This window comes from Mycobacterium ostraviense (genome assembly GCF_002705925.1).
In the GTDB taxonomy this organism is placed as follows: domain Bacteria; phylum Actinomycetota; class Actinomycetes; order Mycobacteriales; family Mycobacteriaceae; genus Mycobacterium; species Mycobacterium ostraviense.
In genome coordinates this window covers 540,780-556,593 of record NZ_NKRE01000001.1, presented here as the reverse complement: position 1 = coordinate 556,593, position 15,814 = coordinate 540,780, and the positions used below count along the sequence as shown (strand labels likewise).

At 67.0% G+C, this 15,814-nt stretch carries 14 protein-coding genes and 1 pseudogene; 12 read left to right on the top strand and 3 right to left on the bottom strand.

Features of this window, described 5'->3' with window-relative positions:
- Positions 1 to 9: 9 nt before the first annotated feature.
- Both rpe and ribD read left to right on the top strand, forming a co-directional pair.
- On the top strand, positions 10 to 708 hold the full coding sequence (rpe, locus tag CDN38_RS02320) for a ribulose-phosphate 3-epimerase (protein WP_099319312.1): 699 nt from the start codon (positions 10 to 12) through the stop codon (positions 706 to 708).
- A 7-nt stretch (positions 709 to 715) separates the two neighbouring features.
- Positions 716 to 1,735 carry a bifunctional diaminohydroxyphosphoribosylaminopyrimidine deaminase/5-amino-6-(5-phosphoribosylamino)uracil reductase RibD gene (ribD, locus tag CDN38_RS02315; RefSeq protein WP_075511676.1) on the top strand — a complete coding sequence of 340 codons (1,020 nt, stop codon included), beginning with the start codon at positions 716 to 718 and terminating at the stop codon, positions 1,733 to 1,735.
- A gap of 4 nt (positions 1,736 to 1,739) precedes the next feature.
- On the opposite strand, the gene CDN38_RS02310 is transcribed toward ribD, so the two are convergent.
- Both CDN38_RS02310 and CDN38_RS02305 read right to left on the bottom strand, forming a co-directional pair.
- Positions 1,740 to 3,293, bottom strand: a complete 1,554-nt coding sequence (locus CDN38_RS02310) for an MFS transporter (protein ID WP_075511660.1) — start codon at positions 3,291 to 3,293, stop codon at positions 1,740 to 1,742.
- A complete protein-coding gene (locus CDN38_RS02305; RefSeq protein WP_075511675.1) occupies positions 3,293 to 3,994 on the bottom strand; it encodes an LppX_LprAFG lipoprotein in 702 nt (233 codons plus the stop codon). Before CDN38_RS02305 ends, CDN38_RS02310 begins: the two co-directional genes overlap by 1 nt.
- Before the next feature lie 135 nt (positions 3,995 to 4,129).
- Here CDN38_RS02305 and CDN38_RS02300 point away from each other — a divergent pair, with 135 nt between their 5' ends.
- The 4 genes from CDN38_RS02300 to CDN38_RS02285 all read left to right on the top strand — a co-directional run bounded on the left by CDN38_RS02300 (position 4,130) and on the right by CDN38_RS02285 (position 7,367).
- Positions 4,130 to 4,765 (top strand): riboflavin synthase, encoded by a 636-nt coding sequence (locus tag CDN38_RS02300; RefSeq protein ID WP_075511659.1) that lies wholly within the window; start codon positions 4,130 to 4,132, stop codon positions 4,763 to 4,765.
- A 369-nt stretch (positions 4,766 to 5,134) separates the two neighbouring features.
- The gene (locus CDN38_RS02295) at positions 5,135 to 6,421 is read left to right on the top strand and encodes a bifunctional 3,4-dihydroxy-2-butanone-4-phosphate synthase/GTP cyclohydrolase II (RefSeq protein ID WP_075511658.1); all 1,287 of its coding nucleotides are present in this window, start codon (positions 5,135 to 5,137) and stop codon (positions 6,419 to 6,421) included.
- Positions 6,418 to 6,900 (top strand): 6,7-dimethyl-8-ribityllumazine synthase, encoded by a 483-nt coding sequence (ribH, locus tag CDN38_RS02290; protein ID WP_036401141.1) that lies wholly within the window; start codon positions 6,418 to 6,420, stop codon positions 6,898 to 6,900. The genes CDN38_RS02295 and ribH overlap by 4 nt, the downstream gene beginning before the upstream one ends.
- Positions 6,897 to 7,367 carry a PH domain-containing protein gene (locus tag CDN38_RS02285; RefSeq protein WP_075511657.1) on the top strand — a complete coding sequence of 157 codons (471 nt, stop codon included), beginning with the start codon at positions 6,897 to 6,899 and terminating at the stop codon, positions 7,365 to 7,367. Before ribH ends, CDN38_RS02285 begins: the two co-directional genes overlap by 4 nt.
- A gap of 134 nt (positions 7,368 to 7,501) precedes the next feature.
- Here the strand turns inward: CDN38_RS02285 and CDN38_RS02280 are convergent, their stop codons facing one another.
- Positions 7,502 to 7,933 carry a DUF4189 domain-containing protein gene (locus CDN38_RS02280; RefSeq protein WP_036414031.1) on the bottom strand — a complete coding sequence of 144 codons (432 nt, stop codon included), beginning with the start codon at positions 7,931 to 7,933 and terminating at the stop codon, positions 7,502 to 7,504.
- A gap of 534 nt (positions 7,934 to 8,467) precedes the next feature.
- Here CDN38_RS02280 and uvrC point away from each other — a divergent pair.
- From uvrC to CDN38_RS02250, 6 genes and pseudogenes are all read left to right on the top strand, one after another.
- Positions 8,468 to 10,411: an excinuclease ABC subunit UvrC gene (gene uvrC, locus CDN38_RS02275; protein ID WP_075511656.1), complete on the top strand. Its 1,944-nt coding sequence runs from the start codon at positions 8,468 to 8,470 to the stop codon at positions 10,409 to 10,411.
- Positions 10,408 to 11,304 carry an RNase adapter RapZ gene (rapZ, locus tag CDN38_RS02270; RefSeq protein ID WP_075511655.1) on the top strand — a complete coding sequence of 299 codons (897 nt, stop codon included), beginning with the start codon at positions 10,408 to 10,410 and terminating at the stop codon, positions 11,302 to 11,304. Before uvrC ends, rapZ (CDN38_RS02270) begins: the two co-directional genes overlap by 4 nt.
- Entirely contained in the window at positions 11,301 to 12,386 is a 1,086-nt protein-coding gene (locus tag CDN38_RS02265; protein ID WP_099318758.1) for a YvcK family protein, read from the top strand. The genes rapZ (CDN38_RS02270) and CDN38_RS02265 overlap by 4 nt, the downstream gene beginning before the upstream one ends.
- Before the next feature lie 95 nt (positions 12,387 to 12,481).
- On the top strand, positions 12,482 to 13,459 hold the full coding sequence (gene whiA / locus CDN38_RS02260) for a DNA-binding protein WhiA (RefSeq protein WP_099318757.1): 978 nt from the start codon (positions 12,482 to 12,484) through the stop codon (positions 13,457 to 13,459).
- A gap of 73 nt (positions 13,460 to 13,532) precedes the next feature.
- Positions 13,533 to 14,678: an RNase adapter RapZ gene (gene rapZ, locus CDN38_RS02255; protein WP_099318756.1), complete on the top strand. Its 1,146-nt coding sequence runs from the start codon at positions 13,533 to 13,535 to the stop codon at positions 14,676 to 14,678.
- Positions 14,675 to 15,761: pseudogene (locus CDN38_RS02250) on the top strand (YvcK family protein). The gene rapZ (CDN38_RS02255) and the pseudogene CDN38_RS02250 overlap by 4 nt, the downstream one beginning before the upstream one ends.
- Positions 15,762 to 15,814 lie beyond the last annotated feature (53 nt).

The following is a 15,814-nucleotide window of genomic DNA, read 5'->3' as shown; positions in this document are numbered from 1 at the left end:
CTCAGTAGTCTGTCGCTCATGTCTTGCTGCACGGGGGGGCCGATGATTGCGCCGTCGATCCTGGCTGCCGATTTCGCCCGGCTCGCCGACGAAGCAGCCGCGGTGCACGGTGCCGACTGGTTGCATGTCGACGTGATGGACGGTCACTTCGTGCCGAACCTGACGATCGGCCTGCCGGTGGTCGAAAGCCTGCTGGCGGTAACCCGCATCCCGATGGATTGCCATCTGATGATCGAGAACCCGGACCGGTGGGCTCCGCCCTACGCCGAAGCCGGCGCCCATAACGTCACGTTCCACGCCGAGGCCGCCGACAATCCGGTCGGGGTGGCCCGCGATATCCGGGCAGCGGGTGCCAAAGCGGGTATCAGCGTGAAGCCGGGGACGCCGCTGGATCCGTACCTGGAGATACTGCCGTACTTCGATACCCTGCTCGTCATGTCGGTGGAGCCCGGCTTCGGCGGCCAGAAGTTCATTCCCGAGGTATTGAGCAAAGTGCGGACGGTACGCAAGATGGTCGATTCGGGTGAATTGAAGATCCTGATCGAGATCGACGGCGGCGTTAACGCGGACACCATCGAGCAGGCGGCCGAGGCGGGTGTCGACTGCTTCGTCGCCGGATCGTCGGTGTACGGGGCAGACGACCCGGCCAGGGCGGTAGAGGCACTTCGGCAACGAGCCAGGGCCGCGTCACACCACCGTGGCCGGTGAGCAGCCGATGACTGTCGAGCAGGTCAAGAGCATCGAGGAGGCCATGCGCCTCGCCATCGAGCAGTCCTACCTGGTCAAGGGCTCGACGTATCCGAACCCGCCCGTCGGGGCGGTCATTGTGGACACCGAGGGCCGAGTGGTCGGCGTCGGCGGTACCCAGCCCACCGGCGGCGACCACGCGGAGGTGGTGGCACTGCGCCGGGCCGGCGGCTTGGCCGCCGGCGCCATCGCGGTGGTCACCATGGAGCCCTGCAACCACTACGGCAAGACTCCGCCGTGCGTGAACGCCCTGATCGAAGCCAGGGTGGGCACGGTGATCTACGGCGTAGCGGACCCCAACGGAATCGCGGGGGGCGGTGCCGGGCGGTTGTCGGCAGCGGGCGTGCAGGTGCGCTCCGGGGTGCTGGCTGACCACGTGGCGGCCGGGCCGCTGCGCGAGTGGCTGCACAAGCAACGCACCGGGCTACCGCACGTGACGTGGAAGTACGCCACCAGCGTGGACGGTCGCAGCGCTGCCGCCGACGGCTCCAGCCAGTGGATTTCCAGCGACGCCGCCCGCGCCGACCTGCATCGCCGGCGCGCGATCGCCGACGCGATCGTGGTCGGTACTGGCACCGTCCTGGCCGACGACCCGGCCCTGACGGCCCGGCTGCCAGACGGGTCCCTGGCGGCGAAGCAGCCGCTGCGGGTGGTGGTGGGCACTCGCGACATACCGCCGGAGGCAAAGGTTCTCAACGACGACGCACGGACCATGGTGCTGCGTACCCACGAGCCGGTGGAGGTGCTCAGGGCGCTGTTGGACTACACCGACGTCCTGCTGGAGGGTGGTCCCACGCTCGCCGGCGCCTTTCTGCGGTGCGGGGCGATCAGCCGCATCCTGGCCTATGTCGCGCCGATCTTGCTGGGCGGGCCGGTCACCGCGGTCGACGATGTGGGGGTGTCCAGCATCGCGCACGCGCTGCGGTGGCAATTCGACGCCGTCGAAAAGGTGGGACCTGATCTGCTGCTCAGCCTGATACCGCGTTAGCGGTTCATTGGCGGGGTGCGACGGCCTGGTGCCGGGGTAGTTCCGGCTCCTCGGCGTGCTCCTTGCGGCCGCTGACCAACAGGCCAAGCAGTGCTCCGAACACACAAATCACCACCGTCACCTTGAAGATGTCTCCGTACATCAAGGCGAACGCTTGCCGGTACAGGGCTCCGATCGCGGCGGCGCGCTCGAGCAGCGTGGCGTTGGGCGGGACGGCCGCCGACAGCCCCGCCAATATTTGGTTGAACCGGTACAGCCCCCAGGCGCTCAGCGCGGCCACCCCGATCAACATCCCGGTCATCCGCGCCACCACCACCGCCGCTGAGGCGATGCCATGCTCTGCGGAGGGGACCACCCGCAGGGCCGCCGAGGACAGCGGTCCGATCACCAGACCGAGCCCCAGCCCGGCGACCAGCAGGTCGGCGTGCATCGCGGGCACCGTGAACAAGCCGAAGATGCTGTGGCGATAGGCCAGCAGGTCGACCGGCCAATAGTGCATCAGCCAGTAGCCACCGGCGGCCACCAGCAGCCCGATGAACGTCATCACCCGGTCGCCGGCCCGAGTGGCGACCCACCCGCCCACCACCGCCCCGATCGGCAGGGCGATCAAGAACCACAGCAGCATCCCGGCCGCCTGGGCCTGGTCCATATCCAGCACACCCTGGCCGAACAGCTCCACATTGACCAGGGTGACCATCAACGCCGCGCCGGCGCACACCGATGCGCCCAACGCGGACAGGAACGGCCGGAAGTGCACACCGGCCGGTTCGATCAGCCGGGTGCGGGCCATGCGCTCCCAGACGAAGAACAACACCGCAGCCACGGCCGCGCCGATCACCAGCGGCAACCCGTAGCTCGGCAGCACCTGTTTGCCGTCGGGGTTGGGGTTGTAGAGCCCGATCACCGCCAGACCCAGCGCCGTCGCCAGGAGCAGCCCGCCGACCACGTCAATCCGTTCCGGCTTGGCACTGCGGTCATGGGCGGGCAGGCTGAAGTGGATCATCACCATCGCGATCGCGGTGAGCGGGACGTTGATCCAGAACACGTCGCGCCAATCATGGAGCAACCAGACGATGAAGATCCCGTACAGCGGACCCAGCACGCTGCCGAGTTCCTGTGCGGCGCCGATGCCGCCGAGCACACCGGCGCGGTTGCGCTGCGCCCACAGATCGGCGCCCAGCGCCAGCGTGATCGGCAGCAACGCGCCGCTGGCAACCCCCTGGACGGTGCGCCCGGCGATCAGCATGTGGAAATCGCCGAAGTGCCCGGCCAGCGCGGTGATCACCGAACCCGCGGCGAAGCCGGCCAGGCTGACTTGCAGCATGAGCTTGCGGCCGAACCGGTCGGAGGCCCGGCCCAGCAGCGGCATCGCGGCGATGTAGCCCAGCAGGTACATCGTCACGATCCAGGTGATCCGCTGCAGCTGGTTCACCGGGATACCGACGCTGTTCATGATGTCGCGCATGATGGTGACCACGACATAGGTGTCGAGGGCACCCAGCAGCACCGCGAGGCTGCCCGCGCTGATCGCGACCCGGCGGCTCGTCTGCGTAGCCATCAGCTCACCGGCGGCTTCGTGACTTGCACCTGCTCGCCCCAATTCGACAAAGTCATCTGGACGGAATTGCCCGAACCCCGATCCAACTTAACCTGGGCCAGCTGGCGGTCGCCGTTCTCCTGGATCCACACGGTGCCCGGCACCGGATCGGTCGCACTGAACGGCGGCGCGATCTGGTTCACCGCGTCCGCCGTGACTTTCCCGCTGATGCGGATGGTGGTCTGTCCGTTGATGGTGTCGCGCCCTTCGGCTTTGGGGTTGGTGAAGTTCGCCAGCACGTTGGCGAGCCCGGTGTCAGGGTTGAGGATCTGCGAGGGATCGTAGATGTCGGCGGCCGGACCGAAGTCGCTCCATTTGTTGGGTGTGAGAGTGGCGTACAGGATCCCTTCGAAGACGACGAAGTCGGCGTCGACATCAGACCCGGCGAGGGTGAGCTTGACGTTGCCCTTGGCGGCAGTGGGATTGGTGGTGAGATCGCCGGTCAGCGTCTTCATCGACAATCCCGGAATCTTGCCGTTCACCGTCAGGACCAGATGCGCACTCTTGACCGTCTTGGTCTTGTCGGTCGCCTGCTTCACCAATGCCGTCGCGTCGGGTAGTGGTCCGCCGCTGTCCTTCTTGCCCGACGAGCAGCCCGCGACCAGGGTGGTGGCGAGGCTGAGGGCGGCGACAACAGCGAAGAAACGTCTGGGGGGTTGCATACCCAGCATCGTAGAGGGTGCCGGTGACCGCACCGGGCAACGCGGGCCCGCGGTCGGTCGGGGCACCGCGGTCGTACCGGCTAATCCGGGGCCACCCGGAGCCACTAGCCCACCCGGAGCCACTAGCCTGGTGCGATGTTCACCGGAATTGTCGAGGAACTCGGCGAGGTGATTGCGCGGGACACCCTCACCGACGCGGCGCGCCTGACCATCCGCGGTCCCGTCGTCACCTCCGACGCCGGCCACGGCGATTCCATCGCCGTCAACGGCGTCTGCCTGACGGTCGTGGAAGTGCTGCCCGACGGCCAGTTCACCGCCGACGTGATGGCCGAGACGCTCAACCGGTCCAGCCTCGGCGATCTGCGAGCGGGCAGCCGGGTCAATCTGGAGCGAGCCGCCGCGCTCAACAGCCGGCTCGGCGGGCACATCGTGCAGGGGCATGTGGACGGGACCGGCGAGATCGTGGCCCGGACACCGTCGCAGCATTGGGAAGTGGTCCGGATCGAGGTTCCCGCGACGTTGGCTCGCTACATCGTGGAGAAGGGGTCGATCACCGTCGACGGCATTTCGCTGACCGTTTCCGGGCTCGGCGCCGAGCCGCGGGACTGGTTCGAGGTCTCGCTGATCCCGACGACTCGGGAGTTGACCACGCTGGGCTCTGCGCCGGTGGGGACGCGGGTGAACCTTGAAGTAGACGTGCTCGCCAAATATGTAGAGCGGCTGTTGCAAGCCAACACCGGAAGCGCGGCGGCAACCGAGAACACCGCTTAGCAAGGCGAGCGCTCGGGTATGCCCCCGCGTTGCCAACCACTGGGCCACGCGATGGCAGTCGACGAGGAAAACGGCGACGATTATCGCTTGCCCGTCGCGCTTGGTCGCGCTTTTCCAACGGCGGCGAAACACCGATAGCGGAATAACTCAATAAGTCGGCAACATTCGGTCGCCCAGTCTTGGACGAGTCATGAACGAATGTGTGAACCGGCGAACGGTCGCTCGACGGTATTGCCGACTGCCTGGTCAGAAGGCACGCGAATGAGCCATCTCACGGAATTAGAAGACATCCGAGGCGGCAGCGTGGTTCATACTGAATGCGACATGCGGGCGTTACCGCCCGGCTCACCGACAGCAAAGGTAACAACGATGACGAGGCTGGATTCCGTCGAGCGGGCGGTTGCCGACATTGCGGCGGGCAAGGCCATCATCGTCATCGATGACGAGGACCGCGAGAACGAGGGCGACCTGATCTTCGCCGCCGAGAAGGCCACTCCGGAGTTGGTCGCCTTCATGGTTCGCTATACCTCCGGCTATCTCTGCGTACCGCTAGACGGCTCGATCTGCGACCGGCTCGGGCTGTTGCCGATGTTCGCGGTCAACCAGGACAAGCACGGCACCGCCTACACCGTCACCGTCGACGCGCGACAAGGTATCGGGACCGGTATTTCGGCGTCCGACCGGGCCACCACCATGCGGTTGCTGGCCGATCCGGCCAGCGTCGCCGACGACTTCACCCGTCCAGGTCACGTTGTTCCGTTGCGGGCCAAGGACGGCGGCGTGTTGCGCCGCCCGGGCCACACCGAGGCGGCCGTCGACCTGGCGCGGCTGGCGGGACTGCAACCCGCCGGCGCCATCTGCGAGATCGTCAGCCAGAAAGACGAAGGGGCGATGGCTCAGACCGACGAGTTGCGGGTGTTCGCCGACGAGCACGGGCTGGCGCTGATCACCATCGCCGATTTGATCGAATGGCGCCGCAAGCACGAAAAACATGTCGAGCGAATCGCCGAAGCCCGGATCCCGACTCGGCATGGGGAATTTCGCGCAATCGGTTACTCCAGCATCTATGAGGACGTCGAACACGTGGCGCTGGTGCGCGGCGAGATCGCCGGCCCGAACGCTGACGGCGACGACGTGCTGGTCCGGGTGCACTCCGAATGCTTGACCGGGGACGTGTTCGGGTCGCGCCGCTGCGACTGCGGACCTCAGCTGGACGCCGCGATGGCGATGGTCGCGCGGGAGGGGCGTGGCGTGGTGCTGTACATGCGCGGCCACGAGGGCCGCGGCATCGGCCTGATGCACAAATTGCAGGCCTACCAATTGCAGGACGCGGGCGCGGACACCGTCGATGCCAATCTCAAGCTCGGTTTGCCTGCCGACGCAAGAGATTACGGGATCGGCGCGCAGATCCTGGTCGACCTCGGGGTCCGGTCGATGCGGCTGCTGACCAACAACCCGGCCAAACGGGTCGGGCTGGACGGATACGGACTGCACATCATCGAGCGGGTGCCGCTGCCGGTGCGCGCCAATGCGGAAAACATCCGCTACCTGATGACCAAGCGCGACCGGATGGGCCACGACCTGGTCGGGCTGGATGAATTCGGCAATTTCCAGGAATCGGTCCCGCTGCCCGGCGAATTCGGTGGTGCTTTGTGAGCGGTGGGGCAGGCGTCCCGGACATCCCGGCGCTTGACGCGTCCGGCGTGCGGCTGGCGATTGTGGCCAGCACCTGGCACAGCCAAATCTGCGATGCGCTGCTTGCCGGCGCGCGCAAGGTGGCCGCCGGGTCGGGTATCGACAACCCGACTGTGGTGCGCGTACTGGGTGCAATCGAGATTCCGGTAGTGGCACAGGAATTGGCCCGCCAGCACGACGCTGTCGTCGCGCTGGGCGTGGTAATCCGTGGTGAGACACCGCATTTCGACTATGTCTGCGATGCGGTGACCCAAGGGCTGACCAGGGTTTCACTGGACGAGTCGACACCGGTGGCCAACGGGGTGCTGACCACCAACACCGAGGAACAGGCCCTGGATCGGGCCGGGCTTCCGACGTCGGCGGAGGACAAGGGCGCGCAAGCGACTGCGGCGGCCCTGACCACCGCGCTGACCTTGCGTGAGCTACGCGTTCAGTCGTGACGGCGGACCCCAAGCATGACGACTGGGACGTGGTGTTGCGTCCCTACTGGACGCCGATATTCGCCTGCATCGCCGCGTTCCTGATTGTCGCGGTGCACGTCGCGGTGGGCATGCTGCTGAAGGTCGGGACCACCGGCGTGGTCCTGCGGACCGCTGACCAGGTGGCGATGGGCGCGCTGGGGCTGATTTTTGCCGGCGCTGCGCTGCTGTTGACCCGACCCCGGCTGCGGGTGGGTCCGGCCGGCCTTTCGGTACGTAACCTGTTGGGCTACAAGCTGCTCGCCTGGCCGGACGTGGTCGGCGTGTCCTTTCCGGGTGGCAGCCGATGGGCGCGGATCGACTTGCCCGACGACGAGTACATCCCGGTGATGGCGATTCAGGCGGTGGATAAGGAACGCGCCGTGGCCGCCATGGACACCGTGCGAACCCTGCTGGCCAGATACCGGCCGGACTTGCGCTCCGAATAGCCCATGCGGCGCTGGCGTGTGACCGCCGAAGATTCGGCTGCCTGGCTCACGCAGCTGTCCAGGTGATAATCGGTTTCATACCAGGATGTTGCTGCAGTACTTATCGGCGAATCGAGCAGTAGGGACGGTTAGTGTTAGTTGCACGCCCAGTTGACAACCCAGCCACCGCCCAGGCGGTTCATGGCGTCGTCTTCTGCTGCGCGACGCGTGAGGCCGGCTCCCCCTTGGTAATTCGAGCCGTTATAGGCGACAGCGCCGCATTGCTTGAAGCTGCTGAATACTTCGCAACTCTTGTCGCCGCACTGCTCTAATGCGACTTGCGCTGCTCGTGCCGGGGTGGGCTGATGCCATGCCTTGCCCGACGCGCCGCTTGAAGCATAGGCGATTGCCCCATAGTGGATAGTCGGAGGGATGGGCATCTCAGGGATGTTCGACATCATGATCTCCGACATGGAGCCGTTGTTGAGAACGGCGTCCACCGGCGGAAGCAGGAGAATGCCCACTACGAGAGCTGCGCCCAGGCCGGCGGCCAAGAACGCGATACGGCGCCGAACTTTTGTGGTCATTTTTGGCCCCCTTCTGTGGGCAGTAATCCAGTGGCTTGAGTAGGTATGGAGGGAGGATTTGGGCAGGCGGTGCGCCAACGCTCAACTGGGGTTGTGGCGACCCGGCACCGGGCTCGGTCTTGCATCGGGGGGCCGTTATAACCGCGGCGTGGTCGGCGCGGTCGCCTCGGGCGGGTCGAGGATCCGTGGCCGTCCCGCAACAATCGTGCGGGACCCGTCATTGGCCGGCCGCGGTCGCCACGTCTGCCCGGATTCCGGCATTTTCGTCATGGGTTCGTAGAGTACACCCAAATACCCCAGCCGGGTAGGGGCATAAAGTCCCTTGGTGGTCCACCAGGGAAGGGGGGCACGGGGCTCATGAAGCCGAACGTGCGCCGCACAGCATGGCCGCCAGGGTCCGCGCCGGCGGGTTTTGGCAGCTCGCAGGCACATCGGGCCTTCCCGGTCGGGCCTGAGCCTGTCCTCCCGGACCCGACACCGCGCCGTCATACTCCCTCACCAAGCCCGCCGGCGGCAGACTACTAGCCTGGGTACGTGCCAGATCCCGCAACGTACCGCCCCACGCCCGGGTCCATCCCGGTCGAGCCTGGCGTCTACCGGTTCCGGGACCCGCACGGGCGGGTGATCTACGTCGGCAAGGCAAAAAGTCTGCGCAGCCGGCTGACGTCATACTTCGCCGACGTCGCCCATCTGCATCCGAGGACCCGGCAGATGGTGACCACCGCGGCCAAGGTCGAGTGGACGGTGGTCAACACCGAGGTCGAGGCGCTGCAGCTGGAGTACAACTGGATCAAGGAATTCGATCCCCGCTTCAACGTTCGCTACCGCGACGACAAGTCGTATCCGGCGCTGGCCGTCACGCTCAACGAAGAATTTCCCCGGTTGATGGTCTATCGCGGCCCACGGCGCAAAGGTGTGCGCTATTTCGGGCCGTACTCGCACGCGTGGGCCATCCGGGAAACGCTGGATCTGCTCACCCGGGTGTTTCCCGCGCGAACCTGCTCGGCCGGAGTGTTTAAGCGCCACAAGCAAATCGAGCGTCCATGCCTGCTCGGCTACATCGACAAATGTTCGGCTCCGTGCGTGGGCAGGGTCAGCGCCGAGCAGCATCGCCAGATTGTGGAGGACTTCTGCGATTTCCTGTCCGGTAAGACCGACCGGTATGCCCGCGAGTTGGAACGTCAGATGAACGCCGCAGCCGAGCAGCTGGATTTCGAGCGAGCCGCCCGGCTTCGCGACGACCTGTCGGCGCTGAAGCGCGCCATGGAAAAGCAGGCCGTAGTGCTCGGCGACGGTACCGACGCCGACGTGATGGCCTTCGCCGACGACGACCTCGAAGCCGCGGTGCAAGTGTTTCACGTCCGCGGCGGCCGGGTCCGTGGCCAGCGCGGCTGGATCGTCGAAAAGTCCGGAGATCCAGGGGATTCCGGAGAGGAGCAGTTGGTCGAACAGTTCCTCACCCAGTTCTACGGCGAGCAGGCCGAGTTGGGTAGCGCCGCAGACGAATCGGTCAACCCGGTGCCGCGTGAGGTGCTGGTACCTTGTCTGCCGTCCAACTCCGAGGAGTTGTCCAGCTGGCTGTCGGGGCTGCGCGGCTCCCGGGTCACGCTGCGGGTGCCGCGCCGCGGCGACAAGCGGGCGCTGGCCGAGACCGTGCAGCGCAATGCGAAAGAGGCGTTGCAGCAACACAAGCTGAAGCGAGCCGGTGACTTCAACGCCAGATCGGCTGCACTGCAGAATATTCAGGAAGCTCTCGGGCTGGCCGATGCGCCGCTACGCATCGAGTGTGTCGACATCAGCCATGTGCAGGGCACCGACGTGGTGGGCTCGCTGGTGGTCTTCGAGGACGGCCTGCCGCGCCAGTCGGATTACCGCCACTTCGGGATCCGGGAGGCCGCCGGCCAGGGCCGCTCCGACGACGTCGCCTCCATCGCGGAAGTGACCCGACGACGCTTCCTGCGCCACTTGAGTGATCAGAGCGATCCGAATCTGCTTAGTCCGGAAGGAAAGTCGCGCAGGTTCGCCTACCCGCCCAACCTTTACGTCGTCGACGGCGGCGCACCGCAAGTCAATGCGGCCCAAGCCGTCCTCGATGAACTGGGTGTCAACGACGTCGCGGTGATCGGCCTGGCCAAGCGGCTGGAAGAGGTGTGGGTGCCGTCCGAGCCGGACCCCGTCATCATGCCCCGCAACAGCGAGGGTCTTTATCTGCTGCAGCGGGTGCGCGACGAGGCGCACCGATTCGCCATCACTTACCATCGGAGCAAACGATCCAAGCGAATGACGGCGTCGGCGCTCGACGGGGTGCCCGGACTGGGAGAACATCGTCGCAAGGCGCTGGTCACCCATTTCGGGTCGATCGCCCGCCTCAAGGAGGCCACCGTAGACCAGATCACCGCCGTTCCGGGTATCGGCGTAGCCACGGCTACCGCCGTCCTCGAGGCGCTGCGCCCCGACCGACCGGAAGCCTCGGAATGACCGGGGACGGCTCAGCGGGCCCGGAAACGCCGGATATCGACGTGGTTCTGGTGACCGGATTGTCCGGAGCCGGACGCGGCACGGCGGCCAAGGTGCTGGAGGACCTGGGCTGGTACGTCGCCGATAACCTGCCGCCCCAGCTGATCACCCGCATGGTGGACTTCGGGCTGGCAGCGGGATCGCGGATCACCCAACTGGCCGTGGTGATGGACGTGCGGTCGCGCGGATTCACCGGCGACCTGGACGAGGTGCGCACCGAACTGGCCACCCGCAACATCAGCCCCCGGGTGGTGTTCATGGAGGCGTCCGACGACATGTTGGTGCGCCGCTACGAACAGAACCGGCGCAGCCATCCGCTGCAGGGCCAGCAGACGCTGGCCGAGGGCATCGCCGCCGAACGCAAAATGCTGGCGCCGGTGCGCGCCAACGCGGACCTGATCATCGACACCTCGACCCTGTCGGTCCGGGGCTTGCGGGAAAGCATCGAGCGCGCGTTCGGCAGCGACGGCGGCGCGACCACCAGCGTCACCGTCGAATCCTTCGGCTTCAAATACGGGCTGCCGATGGACGCCGACATGGTGATGGACGTGCGTTTTCTGCCCAACCCGCACTGGGTGGACGAGCTGCGGCCACTCACCGGCCAACACCCCGCGGTGCGGGACTACGTGCTGGAGCAACCCGGCGCGGCCGAGTTCCTCGAGACGTACCATCGGCTGCTGTCGCTGGTCGTCGACGGCTATCGCAGGGAGGGGAAGCGCTATATGACGGTTGCCGTCGGCTGCACCGGCGGCAAGCATCGCAGTGTGGCGATCGCCGAGGCGCTGATGCGGCTGCTCGGCTCCGATTCGGGACTATCGGTACGGGTGCTGCACCGGGATCTGGGTCGCGAATGAATACGCCAGGCGGCCCGCAGTCAAGCCACAGCATCGTCGCTCTGGGCGGCGGACACGGGTTGTATGCGACGTTATCGGCGGCGCGCCGGCTGACTCCCTACGTCACCGCGGTCGTGACCGTCGCCGACGACGGTGGTTCCTCCGGCCGGTTGCGCAGCGAACTCGGCGTGGTGCCGCCCGGGGACCTACGAATGGCGTTGGCGGCCTTGGCCTCTGATAGCCCGCACGGGCGATTGTGGGCGACCATTCTGCAGCATCGTTTCGGCGGTGACGGCGCTCTGGCCGGACATCCGATCGGCAACCTGATTCTTGCCGGCCTGTCGGAGGTGCTGGCCGATCCGGTTGCCGCGCTCGACGAACTCGGACGCATCCTGGGCGTCAAGGGCAGGGTGTTGCCGATGTGTCCGATCGCGCTGCAGATCGAGGCCGACGTATCCGGCCTGGAATCCGACCCGCGAATGTTCCGCCTGATCCGCGGGCAGGTGGCGATCGCGACCACGCCGGGAAAGGTGCGGCGGGTGCGGTTGCTGCCCGCCGACCCACCGGCGACCCGGCAGGCCGTCGACGCCATCATGGCTGCCGACCTGGTGGTCCTGGGACCCGGTTCCTGGTTCACCAGCGTGATCCCGCATGTGCTGGTGCCCGGCCTGCTCACGGCGCTGCAGACCACCACCGCCCAGCGGGCGCTGGTGCTCAACCTGGTGGCCGAGCCGGGGGAGACGGCGGGCTTTTCGGTGGAGCGCCACCTGCACGTGCTGGCCCAGCATGCCCCGGGGTTCACCGTGCACGACATCATCATCGACGCCGAACGAGTGCCCAGCGAGCGGGAGCGCGAGCAACTGCGCCGCACCGCCACGCTGCTGCAGGCCGAGGTGCACTTCGCCGACGTCGCCAGACCTGGTACACCTTTACATGACCCGGGCAAGCTGGCGACCGTCCTCGACGCGGTGCGGGCGCGGGACAGCGGCCCGGCGGCGACTCCGGTGACCACAAAGGAGATACCGATCGAGGGTGGACGTCAACAGACCGGCGTGCAGGCGCTGGGCGGCAACGGACCGAGGGGTGACGACGCGTGGCGATGACGACCGAAGTCAAGGACGAGTTGAGTCGTCTGGTGGTCAAATCGGTCAGTGCGGGCGCTGGGCGGCAACGGACCGAGGGGTGACGACGCGTGGCGATGACGACCGAAGTCAAGGACGAGTTGAGTCGTCTGGTGGTCAAATCGGTCAGTGCGCGGCGAGCTGAGGTCACCTCCCTGCTGCGGTTCGCCGGCGGCTTGCACATCGTGGGCGGCCGCGTGGTCGTCGAAGCGGAGGTGGACCTGGGCAGCATCGCCCGGCGGCTGCGCAAGGACATCTTCGAACTGTATGGCTACAACGCGGTGGTGCACGTGTTGTCGGCCAGCGGTATTCGCAAAAACACCCGATACGTGCTGCGGGTGGCCAACGACGGCGAGGCGCTGGCTCGCCAGACCGGGTTGCTGGATGTGCGCGGGCGCCCGGTGCGCGGCCTGCCGGCGCAGGTGGTCGGGGGCAGTGTCGCCGACGCCGAAGCCGCTTGGCGCGGAGCCTTTTTGGCACACGGATCGCTGACCGAGCCAGGACGCTCGTCGGCGCTGGAGGTGAGCTGTCCCGGCCCGGAGGCCGCGCTCGCGCTGGTAGGTGCGGCACGTCGGCTCGGGGTCAGCGCGAAGGCCCGCGAGGTGCGCGGCGCCGACCGGGTGGTGGTGCGCGACGGCGAGGCGATCGGTGCATTGCTGACCCGAATGGGAGCGCAGGACACCCGGCTGGTGTGGGAGGAGCGCCGGATGCGTCGCGAAGTGCGCGCGACGGCCAACCGGCTGGCCAACTTCGACGATGCCAATCTGCGCCGCTCGGCCCGGGCGGCGGTCGCAGCGGCGGCGCGGGTGGAGCGTGCGCTGGAGATCCTCGGCGACACCGTGCCCGACCATCTGGCCGCGGCCGGCAAACTGCGGGTCCAGCATCGGCAGGCGTCGCTGGAGGAGCTGGGCCGCCTCGCCGAGCCACCGATGACCAAAGATGCTGTGGCAGGCCGGATCCGGCGATTGCTGTCGATGGCCGACCGCAAGGCGAAGGTTGACGGGATTCCGGATACCGAGTCGGCAGTGACGCCGGATTTGCTCGAGGACGCCTGACCGGCCGGCCGGCGCGATGTGAGATTTTCGTGAGAGCTGGCCCCGCCCGCTAGCTGCGGGCTATGGTCGCGGAATGAAGCGGCTCTCGAGTGTTGATGCGGCGTTTTGGTCTGCGGAAACCGCAGGCTGGCACATGCATGTGGGTGCCCTGGCGATCTGCGATCCCAGTGACGCGCCCGACTACAGCTTTCAGCGGCTCCGCGAACTGCTCGTCGAGCGATTGCCGGAGCTGCCGCAATTGCGGTGGAAGGTCACCGGCGCCCCGCTGGGCCTGGACCGGCCCTGGTTCGTCGAGGACGAGGACCTCGACATCGACTTCCACGTCCGTCGTATCGGCGTTCCGGGCCCGGAAACGCCGGATATCGACGTGGTTCTGGTGACCGGATTGTCCGGAGCCGGACGCGGCACGGCGGCCAAGGTGCTGGAGGACCTGGGCTGGTATGTCGCAGACAACCTGCCGCCCCAGCTGATCACCCGCATGGTCGACTTCGGGCTGGCAGCCGGTTCGCGGATCACTCAACTGGCCGTGGTGATGGACGTGCGGTCACGCGGATTCACCGGCGACCTGGACGAGGTGCGCAACGAATTGGCCACCCGCAACATCACCCCCCGGGTGGTGTTCATGGAGGCGTCGGACGACATGTTGGTGCGCCGCTACGAACAGAATCGGCGTAGCCACCCGCTGCAGGGCCAGCAGACGCTGGCCGAGGGCATCGCCGCCGAGCGAAAAATGCTGGCGCCGGTGCGCGCCAACGCGGACCTGATCATCGACACCTCGACCCTGTCGGTACGGGGCTTGCGGGAAAGCATCGAGCGCGCGTTCGGCAGCGACGGCGGCGCGACCACCAGCGTTACCGTCGAATCCTTCGGCTTCAAATACGGGCTGCCGATGGACGCCGACATGGTGATGGACGTGCGTTTCCTGCCCAACCCACACTGGGTGGACGAGCTGCGGCCACTCACCGGCCAACACCCCGCGGTGCGTGATTATGTGCTGGAGCAACCCGGCGCGGCCGAGTTCCTCGGGACTTACCATCGGCTGTTGTCGCTGGTCGTCGAGGGCTACCGGAGGGAGGGGAAGCGCTACATGACGGTTGCCGTCGGCTGCACCGGCGGCAAGCATCGCAGTGTGGCGATCGCCGAAGCGCTCATGCGGCTGCTCGGCTCCGATTCGCGACTATCGGTACGGGTGCTGCACCGGGATCTGGGTCGCGAATGAACACGCCAGGCAGCCCGCATTCAAGCCACAGCATCGTCGCTCTGGGCGGCGGACACGGGTTGTATGCGACCTTGTCGGCGGCGCGCCGGCTGACTCCGTACGTCACCGCGATCGTGACCGTCGCCGACGACGGTGGTTCCTCTGGCCGGCTGCGCAGCGAACTCGACGTGGTGCCACCCGGAGACTTGCGAATGGCGTTGGCGGCCTTGGCATCCGATAGCCCGCACGGGCGATTGTGGGCGACCATTCTGCAGCATCGATTCGGCGGCGACGGCGCCCTGGCCGGACATCCGATCGGCAACCTGATTCTTGCCGGTCTGTCGGAGGTGCTGGCCGATCCGGTTGCCGCGCTCGACGAACTCGGACGCGTCCTGGGCGTCAAGGGCAGGGTGTTGCCGATGTGCCCGATCGCGTTGCAGATCGAGGCTGACGTCTCCGGCCTAGAGTCCGACCCGCGAATGTTTCGCCTGATCCGCGGGCAGGTTGCGATCGCCACCACGCCGGGAAAGGTGCGGCGGGTGCGGTTGCTGCCCCCGGACCCGCCGGCGACCCGGCAGGCTGTCGACGCCATCATGGCAGCGGACCTGGTGGTCCTGGGGCCCGGCTCGTGGTTCACCAGCGTGATCCCGCATGTGCTGGTGCCCGGACTGCTCACGGCGCTGCAGACCACCACCGCGCAGCGGGCGCTGGTGCTGAACCTAGTGGCCGAGCCGGGGGAGACGGCGGGCTTTTCGGTGGAGCGTCACTTGCACGTGCTGGCCCAGCACGCTCCCGGGTTCACCGTGCACGACATCATCATCGACGCCGAACGGGTGCCGAGCGAACGCGAGCGCGACCAACTGCGCCGCACCGCGACGCTGCTACAGGCCGAGGTGCACTTCGCCGACGTTGCCAGACCTGGTACACCTTTACATGACCCGGGGAAGCTGGCGGCCGTCCTCGACGCGGTGCGGGCGCGGGACCGGGGCCCGGCGGCGACTCCGGTGACCACACAGGAGATACCGATCGAGGGTGGACGTCGACAGACCGGCGTGCACGGCGCTGGGCGGCAACGGACCGAGGGGTGACGACGCGTGGCGATGACGACCGAAGTCAAGGACGAGTTGAGTCGTCTGGTGGTCAAATCGGTCAGTGCG